This is a genomic window from Clostridia bacterium (genome assembly GCA_035628995.1).
Lineage (GTDB): Bacteria > Bacillota > Clostridia > Lutisporales > Lutisporaceae > BRH-c25.
Window position 1 is genome coordinate 77616 of sequence record DASPIR010000034.1, and the last position, 17360, is coordinate 94975.

The following is a 17360-nucleotide window of genomic DNA, read 5'->3' on the forward strand; positions in this document are numbered from 1 at the left end:
ACATAATAACTTACCAAAGATGTAAACAATTTGTAACAACTGGCTCCAGCCTATATCATTATGTTTTCTATTCTAATATAATAACATTAAGGAAAGTAATTAATGCTAATACTCTTTATTCCTCCCCCTCATTTTAAAGAATGCGGCATTTATAGGAAACTATAAATGCCGCATGTTGCTTTGCCTTTCTCTGCTCATATTTCATTTACATTTCTCAGATTATTATATATATTATTCTTTGAGACCATAATTATATTTATTTTAATAAGGGAGAAAAATACTGATGATTGATACTATTTTATTTGATTTGGACGGAACACTTCTGCCTCTTGATATGCAAAGATTCACTGAGATTTATTTTAAAGAAATGGGAAATATGTTTAAGGATATGATGGATCCCAAGCTGCTTGTAAAATACATCTGGACCGCAACCGAAGAGATGGTAGAAAATACTGAATATAAGACAAACGAAGAAGTATTCATGAATAAATTCCAGCAGCTTATCGGCGGGGATATCAGCAAGTATCAGAAGCGATTTGATGATTTCTATGACACTCTATATCACAAGACAAGAGAATCCGTACAGAGCCAGGCATTAATAAAAGAGAGCATTAAACTGCTCAAAGAGAAAAATTATAAGCTCGTTGTCGCTACCAATCCCCTATTTCCACGCAAGGCGATATATCATAGGATTGAGTGGGCAGGGCTTGATTTGAAGGATTTCGCATATATTACATCTTACGAAGATAATCATTACTGCAAGCCACAGCTGCACTATTACAAGGAAATACTTGAGGTGATAGGTAAACGACCTGAGCAGTGCATGATGGTAGGAAATGATGTACAGGAGGATCTAGTCGCCCTTAAGCTGGGACTGAAAACCTTCCTGATAAGAAACCATATGATACATAGAACACAGGATGAAATAGACAGCACTTACGAAGGGGTCTATGAGGATTTCTATAATTTTGTGAAAGGTATGGATGCTGTCAGCGCGTCTTCCTAAGCATTGCTCTGATAGCCCAGACAGCCGGTATAAGCGTGATGGCAGTTATTATTATGAGATAAAAACTGCCGCTATAGTATTTTGCAAGAGAAATCAAATCGTTGTAAAAGTGAGCTAAAAAGCTTATCCAGATATTGCCCGTATACAAAGTGACAAAGAATACCGGTATATAAGCAATACCTATAGGAATTGCGGCATTAAATCCCCAGCCGAAGGTGTGCAGAATACCAAAAATCAAAGCAGCGGAAAGTATGCTTCCAAATAACCTGCATTTCCCAGGAAGCTTCATATATTTATATAAGAAAGAAACCAGAAGCAAATTCAGGAGTTCTTCTGCAAAGGCTATCAGTGGCAGGAGCATAACCTTGGTTATTAACTCTGCGGATGTGCTGCCCGCCGCATCTATCTGCTGCGGGGCAATGGGAAAAATGCCTGTTGCTATAAGCAAATTACTTATTATCCCTATTAGTGACATTAGTATAACGGGATAAATAAATATAGTGTCCAGCCTATGCCCGATGAAAACGGGCATTTTTTTATTCTCCCCCGGAAAACTCAAATAGCTGCTTAAGCTCTTGAATAGCAGCATGCATAAAATCACTAATGATATATAATAGGCACCGCCGAAAACAGATGTGAATAAGAAGCTTTTACTTTTATTGATAAGAAAAAGGCACAATAGTGTCCAAACAAACACTATTGTACCATTTAAGATACTTACCCCAGTGTATACGTTACCCTCTGCCTTTTTTATAGCTCTCTCCAGTTTGACATTCATGAATTTGCACCCCGTTATTTACTGCGGAAGCTGCATTAGCTGATTCTCAGCTTAAGCTCCTCCAGTCTGTTTACATCGAAATTTGCTATGTACTCTCTGAGATTGTACCACTCCAAATTGCTGTTGCTGTAATACTCCCTATCTATTAATTCGGCAATTGTTTGAGCAAGATTACACCTTGTCTCCACATTTTCAGCCTTTTTTATTGAGCGGTACTTTTCGAGAACAAGTGATGTTGCAAGTGTGAGCTTGCCATTATGGACCATCAGGTAATCGTCGCTGAACTCTAGAACATGGGGCCCCTTTCGTATGAGCTTAACAAATATCATTTCTTTTTCATGCTCAATATTTGTCATAGCCTCACTCCCTTTCTTTTATGAGTATACACTAAGTAATCCATGATTATTATAGCATACCCCCCTATGATGCAAGCCTCTTTTATATTATCTGTCGAATATTCTGGGTAATTGGCATACACTTACCTTTTATCAAATATTTAATGAAAAAATTTAAAAGAGCATTCCCCTAAGAGAATACTCTTTTGTATTTTCTGCAATGTCAGTTGCCAGTATTTTCACCTTTATTTCCCTTTAACCACTCATCTATAGCTTCTTTACCGAACCTATATTCACCACCTATATTTACATAAGGAAGTCCTACACCTGGTGCATCAATCATGTCATATACTTGATTAATATTTATATTCAGATACTCTGCAAGTTCCGTAGGTGTGAACACATCCTTTTCCTTTGCTTCAGTCTTTGGCTGAATTAAATTCTGATTGTTCGCACTGCTCTGGACTCTGGCAAGCTGCACTTCAAGCAGATCAAGCTTGCTGCTCATCCCATCAAGCCTGTTATTTAGCGTATTCAATAAAAATCCATTGGCAGCAATTAGTATAACACCCAATACAACTAAGATTATACCTATCTTCTTCATTCATTAACCTCCCATTACTATTGAGAATAACTAATTCATAAGAAATTATATTCAGATAGCACTTAATAAAGACTTTTTCTATCATATCATAATGTGATGTACAATGCAGTAAGGAATTGGATTCCCAGGAAAAATCCAAAGAAATAAAAAAACCTTGAATCTTCAAGGAGTGGCTAATGCGAAATAAGCGACAATTGAGCAGCCATGTATAGCACGGTATAACTATACAAATCTTGATGGTACTAACTCTCTGCGCCTAAGAAAAGTCTACCGCCTTCCAAAGGCCATCCTTGGCCCTGGAAGGCTTGCTCGGCATCCTTGCCTTGCATACGACTGTTTCTAAGGCTCCGTTCCTAAGTACCATTAACAAGCTTTGTATAAGTATACCTTTGCTATTACATGGCTGCTTACATAGTGTATATTGTTTATTCAGGCTACGAAGCTTTTGGATAGTTCTTCGGCTAGCTGCCCTTGATTGCTCAAGGGTTTGCTTATTATAAATAAATGGTGTGTCATGACGGACTCAAATTGCGGACCCATTGATTAAGAGTTATGACGAACACATGTTCGTACTTTTCCGTTACTTATAAGCGAAATCGTACTATTTAGGATAAAAAAATGCACGATAGATTCATATCGTGCAGTATTCAGATAGACCAGGTGACACTTCTACTTTTACTTTGCATTTAGGAACTAAGATTAAAAATTAAACCTGTGTTTACTTCTTTAACTTTCCATTTACCATCTATGTTGACCAAATTAAATCTAAGTACATTTGGTACCTGTAACTTTTGTTTGAGTATTGTATCATTTATAAGTCCTATATTATTCTTAACTGATATTTCTAATTTCCTAACTTCTTTAATTCCATTTTGGTATTCTCTTACATCGATCATTGCATCCCCAGATGTCATAATACCCATCCCGGGAGGAATTATAACAATCTTTGTTCCATCCTTATCAATTAACTCTACTGGCACACTTATTCCAGCATCTCTTAATTGTTGGTGTTGGGCATCTGTGACTTCATAACTTAAACCCTGAGCACCCTTAATTTTGAATGGTTCTATTAGTTCAGGCCAGTTATTTTGCATTATTTGCAGAATATCTTTTTTAGTCCAGTCCTTATGTTGAAAAACATTTATCAAGTATGCCATATCATTTAAAAAATAAACAAATAGCAATGGTCCAGTGCGTTTTATATATTTCTTATTGGCTTCTATTTCATCACCTAAATGAAGATGCAGGATACCCCAATCATTATACATTCCATCATTGTTTAATTTATCAACTTGCTTACTGAGGTATGGAGATATGTCATCACCTTTTTTTAAAACTTCAATCAATTGATCTAATCCTTTTTTCAATTCAGGTGGGCAATTAAACTCTTTTGCAATTTTGATATTATAAGGTTTCCTAATACCCTTTTTTCTTAAATACGAGAAGTATCTTATTATTAATAAATCTTTTGATAGATTCTCATCAAACATGAGACCTTCTTCTTTAATTTCTTCAATAAGTGCGATATGCCAGTATTGTACAAAATCCATCTCCAATTTTTCCATAAATGAACCTCCTTAAACTAAAGCAATTTTATAGAAATGTTACAAATTCTCATATTGACGATATATATCATCAGTAAATTTATATAGATATAATTAAATAGTAAATACTGTAAATATATAATTCGATGTGATTTAATAATATCCTTCAATATTTCTTATATCTAAGTAACGTAGTAAAATTTAAAATGCACGAAACCTCGATTTAGCGTTATAATATCGACCTAAAATAATTATTAAATAAAAATACTACTATAAAGAAACCACTATAACAAATTAAGTAGCTCTTGAGTGTTACTAGTTTTAATTTCTTATTTGATAAATGAAATTTAACAAGAGACTGAAAAATATCAGCAACTGCGAAAAGTTCAGTAATAATAATAACTTTAATGAAATTATTTATATCATAAGACTTATTCCAAGATAAAAAAAGTGCAATGTATAAAATAGCAGTATTGTATAGAGCACCTATAATAACCACGGTATTTAACATATCCTCGTTATTTTTAAAATTAGCTGTCCGATATGAACTACTAAGATAAGGAAATGTGTAAATTAACATATTAATAAAATAAATTGGAAATGTGATACTTGAAGATAAAAATACTAGCTTAACAATATCAAAGCTTATAAAATACTCACTATAAAAGTGAAAAAGAATAAGTAAACCTGCGCATATTGTGCCAGTAAACATGATAAGAATACATGAGACTTTGCTTATGCTAGTTTTAAAAATTTCAGCTAAAAATTCCATATTATCCTCCATAATATAATTACTTAGAATATTATAACATCAAAATTTATCAATAAATAGCATAATATGTAAACATAGTTCTAATTCGTTACAATCAACCTTACAAGTTTAAAAGCAAAATGCACGAAAGATTAATTTCGTACAATATGTAGATTTTTTACTTCAAATAATTATAATAGAACAATATTTTATTCATCTTCAAGACTACTATATTTACCTATAATGTAAGAAGAGATTTCTGTTCCTATTAATTTCTTTTTTACACCTTTAACTCTAACATGAAGTTCATTTCCTTTAACGAAATATATTGTTTTTTTATCAGGTGAAAGGGGTATGACAATTTCTATTATATAAAGGTTTTCTATTGGCTTGTTATATTTATCAACTACTGGGTGGTATATGATGTCAAAAAAGTTAGGAGAAATAGGAGGTTGTATACTAGCTAAATTTGAGTAAATTGTTCTATTAATTTCATCAACTTTATCCTTATTTATTAGGACTCCCTTTACTACTCTATCATTTGCAATACCAAAGTAAAGTCTGCCACCTCTACCATTTAAAAAAGAAGCTGTATACTCGGAAATAGTGCTATTTATTGAATTATTAGGATCTGGTCCTCTTATTTCTTTGAATTCACAATCATAATCTTCAATAAAGTCTACTTTTTCATCAAGTCTAAATTTGTAAAAACTATTAACTTTTTCTTTTTCATCAAGTGAGTAATCTATAACACCTCCAGCAACTAGATAAGCTGACGTTATTTGTTTTAATAGGTCCTCATCAACATGAGCTATTCTTTCTTTGAGTCTTTTTTTATCTATTGTTCTAATTTGTTCAAACAATATAACAGAATCTTTAGCCATATTGTATTTTTTTGCATCGAGGTCAATATGCGTTGGTAATGTTGCTCTAGTAATTTGTGATGTAATTGCAGCGATAATTGTTGTTGGCGCATATTTGTTTGCTATATCATTTTGTATAATTAAAACAGGTCTTACTCCTCCCTGTTCACTACCAATAACAGGGCTTAAATCAGCATAGAAAATATCTCCTCTTCTAATAATCAAAATTGAAAACCCCCATTGCATTAATATAGTAAATATAGAGTTCTGGGAAGATGCACGGAATTTATATTCCGTGCATCTTATAGCATTTTAAAGTGTATAAAGGCATTCCTGATATCTACTTGTTTGTTTGGTGGGCATGGGTGCGTACGATTATCAAGTGAATATCTATTTGGTGATACTCTAGTGCTAAGGCCACATAATTCTTTCATGTGAGCTATCCAACATGTTTTTGGTATATACCCACATTTGTTTCTTACATATTCCTGTATCTCCCTATATGTTGCCATATTTTAACACTCCCTTCTATTTTAGAATACCAAACTATAACTAAAAATCAAGTTGTGTAATTATAATATAATAGAAAATGCACGAAACCTCAATTTCGTGCACTTTTTAAAAAAGCTATATACTAGTACTAAGCTTTAATATTAGTGTCCTCACTATTTAAGACTCGAGTATTATTTGTCCGTGTTTTCATTACTGTATTAATCATATCTAACTCCCTCTTTTCTTCTTCCCTAATAGCTTCATATGTAGTAGAAATTCTGTTATGTGTGTATTCTGAATCCGGATCAATACGTAAGGCAGCAGTAAAACATTCCAAAGCTTTGGAATAAAAACCTTTGTTTTTATAAGCATTTCCTATGTTAGCAATAATCCATGATTGATTATTATTAGCTAATTCATTGGCTTTTTCATAACATTCTAATGCTTTATTATAAAAGTTCAAATCTAAATATGTATTGCCCAGTAGGCCTATATAATTCTCATTTTTAGGATATAATTCAATCATACGTTTATAAATAGATAACGCCTCTTCTTTTTTATTGCTATTATAAAGAAATGCTGCATAAACTTTTAAAAGATTTTCATCACTTGGATTTTTCATTAATGCCATATTATAGCTTGCATAAGCATTGTCTAAGTCATTCTTCTTAATATAAATATCAGCTTTAAGCGTGTTACATTCAATATCGTTAGGGTAATGTTCGGCAAGCATACTTATTATATCTAATGCCTCCGGGAATCTTTCTAGCTCTGTTAAAACTTCTACTTTTCTTTTCAGTATTCTACAATTATCTTTTATTTTACTTATGCCTAAATCAAGTATGTTAATTGCCTCATTAGGTAATTTGCATAATAAGTATTCTGATGATAATGCCAAATATGGTCTTGAATCACTTGGATATTTCTCAGCAAAAGAATTTAATTTTCTATATCCTGAATTAAAATCTTTTTTTAACAAACATAAACCTATAATATACTCATTATCTGCTACTTCTTTTGAATCTTCAGCTTTGTCTATTAGTCTTTCTAATACTTTAATTGCAATATCATAGTCTTTATTCATATAATGGGATATCCAATCAAATGGTTTATCTCCATCACCTATATGATCACATTCATCATTAACACAATTATTTTCTACAATATCTTTATTAATAATTTCTTTTCTACTAGATGGTAATAATAACGTATCATCACTTTCTGAGCCTCCAACTTCTATTTTAAAACCATCTTTGGTTTTTTCAAATCTTTTTGTCGAGGCAACACTGGTTAACATTTTCACTAAAGGCTTCTTATAAACTAATAAAATTATTAATAGAACAATAGAAACGATGATAATCGATAAATATTTTATCCATTCCATAAGTAATCCTCCCAATTATATAAATTATTGGATAATAAATTCACTTTAGTTAAATTATAGCAGTTTATAGTATGTAAGGGAATAAAAAGTAAAAACAGGACATAAATGCACGAAAGGTTACTTTCGTGCATTTATAAGTTGCTAAAATAGGTTATAGTATATCCTTTAGTTTCTTTAATAAAAGTGTCTTTCTTTGTTCTATGAAAATTTTAAAATCTTCGATCCTTAAACAATTTGGAATTAATTGCTTTTGTATATCAATATTTTCCTTAGTTACCCAATCAACTAGCGTTTTATCCTTTTTAGATTCATTTTCTCTTGAATCAATAAGCTGCAAGTTAAGTATACTATTATAATGATTTTTATCTAAGTAAAATTTTATATCATCATCATTTGTAATCCCAATGTTGGTTAAATGGTTGATATTAAAACAGCTTTCCGGGTGAATGTGGTCTTTATGAAAATCATTATTTTTATAATCAAGATGTGGATACAGTAATGATAAAATTGAAAATGTATAATTATCATCTTTTTGAGTATATAATATCTCACTTAAATACTTTTCGTCTGTGCTGATATAGCCACTATCTATTAATTTAGAAACTGTTTCTTCATATGGAAACCAAGGCAAACTAAGATAGCTTTTAATAACATTTCTTAATAATGAAAGTATGGTATCCGAAGAGCGCCCAAACACTCTCTGTAACAATACTAAGTTAATCCATCTTTGAATGATACGTCTATCACTTTGCATTAATTTTGATTTCACAAAATCTTTATAAATATCCTTATGATATAAATAATAGATTATCGGTATAATTGCATTTTTTGATGTTAATGTGTTTTCTGTGAAGCCAAAAGATCTGAGTAAAGCGAACGATGTTTTAATTACACTTTTTATTTCATCCCATTTTTCTTCAAACTGTTTTGCACTATCAGCCTGGAAGTTACTAACCCTGAATTTAATATTATCACTATGTAAAACTAAATAGACTCTTAAAATGAAGTCTTTTGTTATAAAGAACCCTTCATCTCTGATAGATTCTATAAGTTTTTGAAATTCTTTTTTTGCATCTAAATTTTCCCAGTGTGCTATCGCTATAGATATTAATAAATCCGAATAATCTAAAGGCTCACCACCACTATTTATTCTAATAAATATATTTAACGCCTTTTCAATATTTTGTTCCTTTTCTAGAAAATAATTTATTAATTGTTTTGAGTGAATGACATTATGTAATGTTGAAAGTGCCTTATAAGTAAATTCGCTATCCTTATATCCATATGTATCTAAGTATTTGTTGAATTCAAAATTATCCTTCAAATCAAGTATCTTACCAACCTTAAACCACTTTTTATGACCACTATCAAACTCGAACTCATCTAAAGTAAGAAATCTAAAGTCATATATTCTACCATCTTCTTGATTGCTTACTGCAGATTCAATATTTAAGTAAAGATATCTTGTAGGTATATTATCTTCTGTATCTTTCCAGAAAACTCTTGGCTTTTTATGTGCGTAGCTACCCTTTAACCCAATATATAGAGAAGTAAGCCTCTGTTGTCCATCTAAAACAGCATAAAAATCATGCAATCCTTCAGTTCCGAATTCATCGCTTTGCGTCCTAAACAATTCTCGATATTCTTTCAAAAAACTGTAATACTTATAACGGTTTTTTGTTTCTCCTTCTATTCTCCAAAATAAAAAGGAGCTTATCGGATAATTTTGCATAATAGAATCAAAAAGTCTCTCAACCTTTTCGTAGTTCCAGACAAATTCTCTTTGGATTGCTGGTAACAAATAGTAATGGTTTTCAATGTTCTCCATAGCTTCACTTATTGTTATTGGCACTTGAAATGACATAATTGTTCCCCCCGAATATATGAATTTGTATTTCTTTTAGTTTCAGCTTTATTATATCAGTAAAATTTAACATAAAATAGTATTTATGGAAAATTTTATTTAACATAAATGGCTCTATATAAACCAGAAAAAGCGTTACAATAACTACCCCAATAACAAAAATGTTTAGCTGTTTTCGGCAAAAATCCAAAAATTAAAAAAAACCTTGATTTCTCAAGGTTTACAGTCCAAAAAATAAAAATGGTGCGCCATCACGGACTCGAACCGTGGACCCATTGATTAAGAGTCAATTGCTCTACCAACTGAGCTAATGGCGCAGGTTTGTTTGTTTTGTACAGTTTCGTCAACCGACTTTTTTATTATACAAAAGAAAGTAAGCTATGTCAACAGCTTATTACTGGATTAGCTGTAATTTTTTTTAGAATAATGCATGAAAGAACTTCCACTCATATTATATCTAGAATTCAAATGTCTATACTGTCGCTTACATAAACTATGCCTTTAGCTTTAAAAAGGAATTCAAAAAAATCAATAGACCGGTTTAAGCCGGTTTATTGATTTTTTGTTACAATTACTGCTACTGAATGCAAAAAATTCTGGCTTCCCTTGTAGTCTTGCCGCTATGATTTGCTGCTTCAAAGGTTACAACATGGAATTTTTCCTTTAATGGCTCTGTAACAGCTATGCTCATAGTTCCCGTTGTCTCATCAAATTCAGGAGTATATACATTTCCATCCACTATTAGCTTCAAGCTGTCAATATCAAGCTTGGAGCCTTTGTCAGTACTTACTGCTGCAGTTAGTGTAGGAGTTGCAGTACTAATTATTTCCCCCATTGCTATTGAAGGTTCAATAATTGGGGCTGCTCCGCTATTTTCATTCTCTGCGGCTTTTCCCCAAACTTCCTTGAATAACCTTAAAGAGTTCCCGCCAAGTATCTTCTCTATATCACTCTTTATATACCCTCTTTCAAGCAATTCTTTTGTGATATTAGGCACAAAGGATACATTCTGGAGGTCTATCGGCATGTCTGCTCCATCAAAGTCAGAGCCAAGTCCCACATAATCAATCCCTACCAGGTTTACTATGTAATCGATATGGTCAACCAGATCTTTGGTCGTAACAGTTGCGGGATTTCCTAAAAACAGATTATAAAAATTGACTTGGATTACACCGCCCCCATCTGCTATAGCCTTTATCTGATCATCCTTCAGGTTGCGGACTTGGTTTGCTATGTTGTATACGCAAGAATGGCTGGCGATTACTGGTGCTTCCGAAGCTTCTATAGTTTCCCAGAAGGTTGCCTCATTCATATGGGATACATCCACAATCATACCCAGCTTGTTCATTTCTCTTATTACTTCCCTGCCAAGCTCTGTCAGACCGCCTGAAGAAGGTGTGCCATCCTTGTATTTATTGTTTACACCTTCGCCTAGTGCGTTGGAATTGCTCCAATTAAGCGCTAACATCCTCACACCAAGGTCATAGTACTGCCTTAACAACTCAATTCCTGTATCCTCATTGAGTGAATAGGCTCCTTCGATGCTGGATAATGCAGCAATCCTTCCAGAATGTTCAATTTTTTCGATATCTTTGAGGGTTAACGGCTGCTCTATGGTGTCCGGATTGTTATCCAGTGTCCATTTCAGGGCATTGATAAGAGCCAGTATGCGGCTGTTTCCCCTGGTAAAGTCCTGTCCCCCAGTAGGAATAGCATACCCACCAGTATATGCACCGAAGGTCTGTACATCGACTCCACCTTGCTGCATCTTTGGTATGTCCAACTGGAAATCTGTTTCATTGCCAATGTTTGAAGCGGGAAGCCATGTAGTACGGTCTATAATGTTTAGTAATGTGTCTGAATGAGTATCCACCACTGTTGCATCACTATGTATCTCTGCTGCGTTTCCAACTGTAGCAGGAGTAGCGTAAGTAGTTGTGAAACTAACGAGAAGAACTATACATAGAACCATACATAAAGTACATTTTCTCTTTCTCACCATTCTATTACCTCCTAGCTATTTTTACTGACAGGCAGTGTCCAACTCCGAGACTTACCACCGCTTTCGTTTTATATTGCCTGCTTATCCAAATTACACCATATGAAGAATGCAATATTTTGTAATATCCTATATCTGTCTGCTAAAAAAACGTTCTACTTGTTTTCTGTGCAGAGGAGCAATTTTGATTAATTTCTTAATCCGCACCCAAATTTCATAGTTATATTACATTTCCTCCTCAAAGCCAGCCAAAGCAGCCGGGCTTGGAATGGATGCTGAAGCCCAGGTCGATTTCACAAAATCCTGATTACTCTGTACGCCTCAAGTTTCCCTCATAAATCTGCACTAAGCCGTCATATCCATTGGCTGAGTATTTCGGTACCAGCAGCCTTATTTCGTCCATATACTTTACTGCCTTCTCAAATTCCAACTTTGCCTTATCATACTTTCCTTGACTAAAGTAATTTACTCCAGTTTTATTGCACTCATCAGCTAATTTAAAGCATTCATATACCTTTTCAGCCTTTTCCAATATTCTATTTTTGTTCCCCAGATATGCAGTCTTCAGTTTGGAATACTGCTCTTGATCGTAATTACTTATACATGCTTTCATGGATTCCAGCTTGTTCAAGGCTTTATCAAATTCATTTTCTCCCTGCTCCAGTTTGCCTTCATTGAAGTATTGCACCCCCAATAAGTTATGCTTCCCGGCAAGCTGAAAGAAGGAATCGGCATACTGGGCAGAGCTGCTGTAACCGGCATCAATTTTAGCCAGCTCTGCAAAAGCTGTAATAGCTCTTTCATAGTCATTCCGTACATAATAATCTGTTGCTTCTTTATAAAGCTTCTGCACTTTCAAATAGTTTCTTACAGTCTTGATCTGACTGTCCACCTTACCGCTTTCGTATCCCAGCCTTTTTGATTCTTCAAAAGCAGAAAGGGCCAGCCCATATTGCTTACTCTTCATATATCCCAAGCCCATCTTGAAATATTCCTCCCCGCTTTTTCCCATAACAGGCTGAGGGGCTAGGGCTGGAGTTGTTGTTGTCGTTGTAGTCGGTAAAGGAGTAATCTTTATAATATCAGTTGCTGTCTCTTTTATAGGTGGTTTAAACTCATATGCATTAATAAATGCTAAAGTAAATGCCAGTGTCATCGCTATAATCCCGGTGGCAACTGAGACTATAAATCTCTTTCTCGCGCGTTTTTTTGCATTATTCATTTTATCTATCGATGCAACAAGCTCGACTACTGCTATCTTTTCAAGCTCCTGCGCATATGCTGCCCGTGCATCGGCTCCTCCTTTATCTACAGCTATCTGGGCCTCTTCATAATCAGCTTTTCCTGCTGCGCATTCAGCTGTGCTGTTTATTGCCAAGCCATCTCCCTTTGCAGACCTTGCATCCGCTTTCAAGAAGCGCTCCAGCTTTTGCCTCAACTCATTGGGTGACTTATACCTATCCTTTTTATCATAGCTGCATGCCTTTAGAATTATCGCCCCCAGGTTCTCGCCTGCATCTACAGGCAATGGCAATTCTTCTCCTGCCATCCTGCCAGCTATGGATTTTTCTGTATCATCAACAGTAATATTGTCCGGGGGCAGAGGCAAAAATGGCAGTCTCCCTCTGTTAAGTAATTTGTACATGACAATTCCCAGTGAGTATATATCTACTGAAGAATCATAGCTCTGTTCCTTATATAGCTCAGGAGCCATGTATAAGGGGTTGAATTGAGCCAGAGCCGTCCTTCCGCCCTTTAAGAGCTCCTTTGCCAGACTGAAGCCGCCCAGCTTGAATTCTCCTTTAGTTGATACATATATGCTGGAATCCTTGATGTCCCTGTGTATTATGCCTTCCCTGCCGCATGCCTCCAGGGCCTTGCATATATCAATTCCAAGCTTTGCCACCTCGCTCTTTCCAAGCTCCCGGCTTATCAGAAAATCCGGCAATGGCTGAAGGAACTCCATCCTTATCAGTACATCCCAGCCTAATTCACCTTTCTTCTGATAAATTGCATGGTCTTCATAAATTACAATGTTGCTGTTTCCCCTTAATTTGTACATCAGCTCAATTTCGTTAAGGATGCTGCCCACCATGCTTTTAAAATATTCCGGCATTGATGCCTCATCAATACCTATATCTTGTGCTTCCTTAATATCGCTCTTGCCAATGGAAAAGCTCATTAGCTTAACAGTAGAGATATACCTTTTGCCCCATTCTTCCTTATACGCCCTGTATACTTCACAGCCACCCCCCTGGCCTATAAGCTCCTCCACTCTCCAGAAGCCCCACAGCGGCTGATATCTTTCTATAGCACTGACAACTTCCTTCATTTCATTCACCCCAAATCCAACTGAGACTGATTCGATTCGGATATTAGTAATTCCGGCATCATTATATAACTTAATAATTTCTATATTTGGAAGCTGTATCCTTTATTAAATTTTTCGCAAGTTTTGACAGGATTTTCCTGAACTCCCGCGATAGTACCCCACGAATATTTATCAACAGAACAATTTGCTTAATTGCAGGTAATAAAATTATGATTCCTTTATATACTAAATGAGATATAATTAACTTAACAATTTGAAGGAGTGTGATTATCATCAATGCATTAAGCCAATTGATTCAATCAGGCGACTGGAAGGGCGAAAAACATGTGCCAGTGATTCACTGCCCGGAAAAGGTAAAACTCGATACTCCCTTTGAAATAAAGGTGTCAATCGGTGACGCTGTACCCCATCCAAATACCTTCGAGCACCACATAGTGTGGATTAAAGTATTTTTCCAGCCAGAAGGCTCAAAATTCCCAACCGAAGTGGCTAGTTTCAGGTTCTCCGCTCATGGAGAAGGGGAGACCTTTACGGATCCGGTAGGACTGACTCAGATTAAGATCAAAAAGTCCGGTACCATCTATGCAATGTCATATTGCAATATCCATGGGCTATGGGAAAATAGCAAGCAAATAAGTCTGGAAGAGTAAGCAGAAGCCCTGATGTATCATACATTAGGGCTTTTATCTTGCCAACCCATATTATTCACTTCCAAAATAATACCTGGGGTCCTCGGCATCTTTTACATATGTCTCATATAGGAACAGCTCGCCTCTTGGAGTTGAGAAGATAAGATTGTTATCTGTATCAATGTAAGCTCTGGCAAGGGTATATACCTCACCTTCATGCTCATACATGACCCCTTCATACAAGTGCAAGTAAATTGTTTTGTTCTCTATAATGGCTGTTGTACCAACACTATCCCCACTTAAATCATATCCGAACATCACATGCACCAACTCAGCTATACCATGATCTTCAAGCTCGGACCATTTAGTCTTGATCTTACCCTCTGCTATCAATTCTTCAAGCTTCACATCAAGTTTTGTAAGCATTTCCAAACCTCCTACTATCACACTTCTTATGTCTATTTTACCACCCTTAGCGCATTAAATACTTCTTCATCGTGAATTATGACCTCTAGTACCTCAATTCTCCATCCAAAACAGTAACAGCTGTGCCGCCTACCTTTACTCTCTGTATTTCGCTGTTCTGTTTTGAAATATTCACATATACACAACCTGGTCTGCCAACTTCCTGTCCTTCTTCTCCAATCAAATCGATAGCTTCATCGCATTCTACAAGTTTATTCTGTATTATATAAGAAGCTACGCTTCCGTTGCCGGTACCACAAACAGGATCCTCGGCAATTCCAACAAAGGGAGCAATTGCTCTCATATGATAACTATATTTCTGGTCCAATACTTCAAGACAGAAAGGAGTAATTCCTATCAGCTTATACTTCTCACTTATCCTTTCAACAGCTTTCAAATCAGGCTTTGCATTCATAAGCTTATCCAGTGTTTTTATCCCAAACACCAGCCACCATATCCCGGTACTAACTTTCATAGCCGGTATATCCAGCAATTCACCTTCATTCAAGCCTAAGAGCTCTGCAACTTCACTTTTGCTTAAATCAAGGCTTTCAAATTTAGGGGTAGCTTGCGTCATCATAAACACTTTTTCATTGTTGATACTCATCAATTCTACAGGCAATACACCAGCCTTAGTTTCCTGATAAAATATATCTTTGCCCAAATCCAGCTTTCCTTCTTCATAAAGTGCTGAAAATGTGCCTATTGTGGCATGACCACATAAGTCCACTTCAAATCTGGGTGTGAAAAACTGTACCTTAAAATCAGCAACCCTTGAAGTAGAAACAAAAGCAGTTTCAGAAAGGTTCATTTCTTTAGCAATTTTCTGTTTAACATCATCAGTTACACCTGAGGCATCTGTGACAACCCCGGCAGGATTACCTCCAAAAGGTATAGACGTAAATGCATCTACCTGCTTGATTTTAATACTTTTCATTCATTTCACCCCTATTTATATTTGTTGTTTTTATTTCTCCATCTATTTCCATAATCCTCTAATTCTTCAACACAATTTATAACCCATTTTGATTTGCTCAAAAAGCAAAAGCTGCTAATTAATAGAAATAGTATTGACACATAAAAATGAAATGAATATACTATAGTTAGAATTCTAACTATGTAAATGGAGATAAAATATGCGCAAACTGTCTTTAATGTCTAAAATGGGAATAGTATTTCTTACGTGGAGGCGCGCTCTTCAGAAGGAGTTGGTTCCACATAAGATAACTCTGAACCAGCAGTATGTCTTGAACCAGTTAACAAAACGAGAGTTCCTTTACCCCTCCCAGATTGCCGATATGCTTTTCTGCGATCGCCCGACTGCTACAGTCATCATTAAGAACATAGAGCGGGAAAAATGGGTTAGAAGGGAAAAGGACATAGAAAATGCAAAGCAGATTAGGATTTACATCACTGAAGAAGGTAGACAGAAGCTTGCTTCCTTGAAAGGTGCATCCGGTCCTGAAGATATGGCCCTCTATGACCCGCTTATGTGTCTTACCGATAAGGAAAAAGAACAGCTTGATACTCTTCTGACTAAAGTACTGTCCAATCTGAAAGAAAATAAAGACAATCATATATAAAATTTTTTGAGACTATGATTAGAATTCTAATCAACATAATAAGGAGGAGCTCATATGGATTTTTATAAAGTCGTTAATTCCAGGAGAACAGTCAGAGATTTCCAAGAGAAGGAAATAGAGCTTGAAGTAATTAAAAGAATTATTGATGCGGGGCTCAAGGCACCCTCCAACGATCATTTGCGCCAGTGGGAATTCATACTGTTAAATGACCGGGCAGCCAGATCAAATCTGATAGAGCAATTGAATGAAAGCTATACCGAGGAAGAAGCAACAGAATTGGTGAATAGAAGGGGATATGCCGATGAATATCAGCGTGAAATGTATATTGATGCAAACCAAAAGCAGTATAGCATGCTTGTAAATTCCGGATGTCTTATCATACCATGCATGCGCCAGAAAACGCCGCTTCTGGAACCTTCTAAACTGTCCTCATTAAATGGGCTGGCTGCAATGTGGTGCTGTATTGAGAACATACTGCTTGCTGCAGCAAGCGAAGGCATATATGGCGTAACACGAATCCCCTGCCTGGATGGAGAGACCAAGCATATAAAAAATAGACTAGGCATACCAGAAGACTATGAAGTTCCTTGCTATATAGCATTGGGTTATCCAGACGAGAGTGCCAGAAAAATCAGACAGCACTCTATAAAGGCGGAGGAAAGGATGCATTTCAATAAGTGGTAAATAAAAAACCTGTGCTTTGCCCCGGACCCCTTTTATTGCATAATCGG

At 35.3% G+C, this 17360-nt stretch carries 15 protein-coding genes, 1 tRNA gene and 1 pseudogene; 4 read left to right on the top strand and 13 right to left on the bottom strand.

Annotation, left to right across the window (positions count from 1 at the left end; genetic code table 11):
* Window positions 1-283 precede the first annotated feature (283 nt).
* A complete protein-coding gene (locus tag VEB00_15945) occupies window positions 284-1006 on the top strand; it encodes an HAD family hydrolase (protein ID HYF84508.1) in 723 nt (240 codons plus the stop codon).
* On the opposite strand, the gene VEB00_15950 is transcribed toward VEB00_15945, so the two are convergent.
* The 11 genes and pseudogenes from VEB00_15950 to VEB00_16000 all read right to left on the bottom strand — a co-directional run bounded on the left by VEB00_15950 (window position 990) and on the right by VEB00_16000 (window position 13952).
* Window positions 990-1784, bottom strand: coding sequence for a CPBP family glutamic-type intramembrane protease (locus VEB00_15950; GenBank protein ID HYF84509.1), 795 nt, complete (start codon window positions 1782-1784; stop codon window positions 990-992). The genes VEB00_15945 and VEB00_15950 overlap by 17 nt on opposite strands.
* A 35-nt stretch (window positions 1785-1819) precedes the next feature.
* On the bottom strand, window positions 1820-2140 hold the full coding sequence (locus tag VEB00_15955; GenBank protein ID HYF84510.1) for a hypothetical protein: 321 nt from the start codon (window positions 2138-2140) through the stop codon (window positions 1820-1822).
* A gap of 202 nt (window positions 2141-2342) precedes the next feature.
* Complete coding sequence (locus tag VEB00_15960) at window positions 2343-2723, bottom strand: helix-turn-helix domain-containing protein (protein ID HYF84511.1); 381 nt, start codon at window positions 2721-2723, stop codon at window positions 2343-2345.
* Between the two features lie 686 nt (window positions 2724-3409).
* The gene (locus VEB00_15965) at window positions 3410-4288 is read right to left on the bottom strand and encodes a hypothetical protein (GenBank protein HYF84512.1); all 879 of its coding nucleotides are present in this window, start codon (window positions 4286-4288) and stop codon (window positions 3410-3412) included.
* 939 nt (window positions 4289-5227) lie between these two features.
* Window positions 5228-5767 (bottom strand): ATP-binding protein, encoded by a 540-nt coding sequence (locus VEB00_15970; protein HYF84513.1) that lies wholly within the window; start codon window positions 5765-5767, stop codon window positions 5228-5230.
* A pseudogene (locus VEB00_15975) lies at window positions 5762-6106 on the bottom strand (type II toxin-antitoxin system PemK/MazF family toxin). Before VEB00_15975 ends, VEB00_15970 begins: the two are co-directional and overlap by 6 nt.
* A 415-nt stretch (window positions 6107-6521) precedes the next feature.
* Window positions 6522-7757: a tetratricopeptide repeat protein gene (locus VEB00_15980; protein HYF84514.1), complete on the bottom strand. Its 1236-nt coding sequence runs from the start codon at window positions 7755-7757 to the stop codon at window positions 6522-6524.
* 151 nt (window positions 7758-7908) lie between these two features.
* On the bottom strand, window positions 7909-9621 hold the full coding sequence (locus VEB00_15985) for a DUF262 domain-containing protein (protein HYF84515.1): 1713 nt from the start codon (window positions 9619-9621) through the stop codon (window positions 7909-7911).
* 241 nt (window positions 9622-9862) lie between these two features.
* Window positions 9863-9938 (bottom strand) — tRNA-Lys (locus VEB00_15990).
* Window positions 9939-10198: 260 nt separating this feature from the next.
* Window positions 10199-11623: a dipeptidase gene (locus VEB00_15995; protein HYF84516.1), complete on the bottom strand. Its 1425-nt coding sequence runs from the start codon at window positions 11621-11623 to the stop codon at window positions 10199-10201.
* Between the two features lie 304 nt (window positions 11624-11927).
* Entirely contained in the window at window positions 11928-13952 is a 2025-nt protein-coding gene (locus VEB00_16000) for a protein kinase (GenBank protein ID HYF84517.1), read from the bottom strand.
* A gap of 272 nt (window positions 13953-14224) precedes the next feature.
* Here VEB00_16000 and VEB00_16005 point away from each other — a divergent pair, with 272 nt between their 5' ends.
* Window positions 14225-14602, top strand: a complete 378-nt coding sequence (locus VEB00_16005; GenBank protein HYF84518.1) for a class II SORL domain-containing protein — start codon at window positions 14225-14227, stop codon at window positions 14600-14602.
* A gap of 51 nt (window positions 14603-14653) precedes the next feature.
* Here VEB00_16005 and VEB00_16010 read toward each other — a convergent pair whose 3' ends face one another.
* Complete coding sequence (locus tag VEB00_16010) at window positions 14654-15007, bottom strand: hypothetical protein (GenBank protein HYF84519.1); 354 nt, start codon at window positions 15005-15007, stop codon at window positions 14654-14656.
* Between the two features lie 85 nt (window positions 15008-15092).
* The gene (locus tag VEB00_16015; protein ID HYF84520.1) at window positions 15093-15983 is read right to left on the bottom strand and encodes a PhzF family phenazine biosynthesis protein; all 891 of its coding nucleotides are present in this window, start codon (window positions 15981-15983) and stop codon (window positions 15093-15095) included.
* A 199-nt stretch (window positions 15984-16182) separates the two neighbouring features.
* On the opposite strand from VEB00_16015, the gene VEB00_16020 reads away from it, so the two are divergent.
* Entirely contained in the window at window positions 16183-16629 is a 447-nt protein-coding gene (locus VEB00_16020) for a MarR family transcriptional regulator (protein ID HYF84521.1), read from the top strand.
* Between the two features lie 54 nt (window positions 16630-16683).
* Window positions 16684-17313 carry a nitroreductase family protein gene (locus VEB00_16025; GenBank protein ID HYF84522.1) on the top strand — a complete coding sequence of 210 codons (630 nt, stop codon included), beginning with the start codon at window positions 16684-16686 and terminating at the stop codon, window positions 17311-17313.
* Window positions 17314-17360 lie beyond the last annotated feature (47 nt).

What these genes read in the sequence shown, in the direction of transcription:
- VEB00_15945 (HYF84508.1), top strand. Translation starts at nt 284, where the DNA reads ATGATTGATACTATTTTATTTGATTTGGACGGAACACTTCTGCCTCTT.
- VEB00_15950 (HYF84509.1), bottom strand. Translation starts at nt 1,784, where the DNA reads ATGAATGTCAAACTGGAGAGAGCTATAAAAAAGGCAGAGGGTAACGTA.
- VEB00_15955 (HYF84510.1), bottom strand. Translation starts at nt 2,140, where the DNA reads ATGACAAATATTGAGCATGAAAAAGAAATGATATTTGTTAAGCTCATA.
- VEB00_15960 (HYF84511.1), bottom strand. Translation starts at nt 2,723, where the DNA reads ATGAAGAAGATAGGTATAATCTTAGTTGTATTGGGTGTTATACTAATT.
- VEB00_15965 (HYF84512.1), bottom strand. Translation starts at nt 4,288, where the DNA reads ATGGAAAAATTGGAGATGGATTTTGTACAATACTGGCATATCGCACTT.
- VEB00_15980 (HYF84514.1), bottom strand. Translation starts at nt 7,757, where the DNA reads ATGGAATGGATAAAATATTTATCGATTATCATCGTTTCTATTGTTCTA.
- VEB00_15985 (HYF84515.1), bottom strand. Translation starts at nt 9,621, where the DNA reads ATGTCATTTCAAGTGCCAATAACAATAAGTGAAGCTATGGAGAACATT.
- VEB00_15995 (HYF84516.1), bottom strand. Translation starts at nt 11,623, where the DNA reads ATGGTGAGAAAGAGAAAATGTACTTTATGTATGGTTCTATGTATAGTT.
- VEB00_16000 (HYF84517.1), bottom strand. Translation starts at nt 13,952, where the DNA reads ATGAAGGAAGTTGTCAGTGCTATAGAAAGATATCAGCCGCTGTGGGGC.
- VEB00_16010 (HYF84519.1), bottom strand. Translation starts at nt 15,007, where the DNA reads ATGCTTACAAAACTTGATGTGAAGCTTGAAGAATTGATAGCAGAGGGT.
- VEB00_16015 (HYF84520.1), bottom strand. Translation starts at nt 15,983, where the DNA reads ATGAAAAGTATTAAAATCAAGCAGGTAGATGCATTTACGTCTATACCT.
- VEB00_16020 (HYF84521.1), top strand. Translation starts at nt 16,183, where the DNA reads ATGCGCAAACTGTCTTTAATGTCTAAAATGGGAATAGTATTTCTTACG.
- VEB00_16025 (HYF84522.1), top strand. Translation starts at nt 16,684, where the DNA reads ATGGATTTTTATAAAGTCGTTAATTCCAGGAGAACAGTCAGAGATTTC.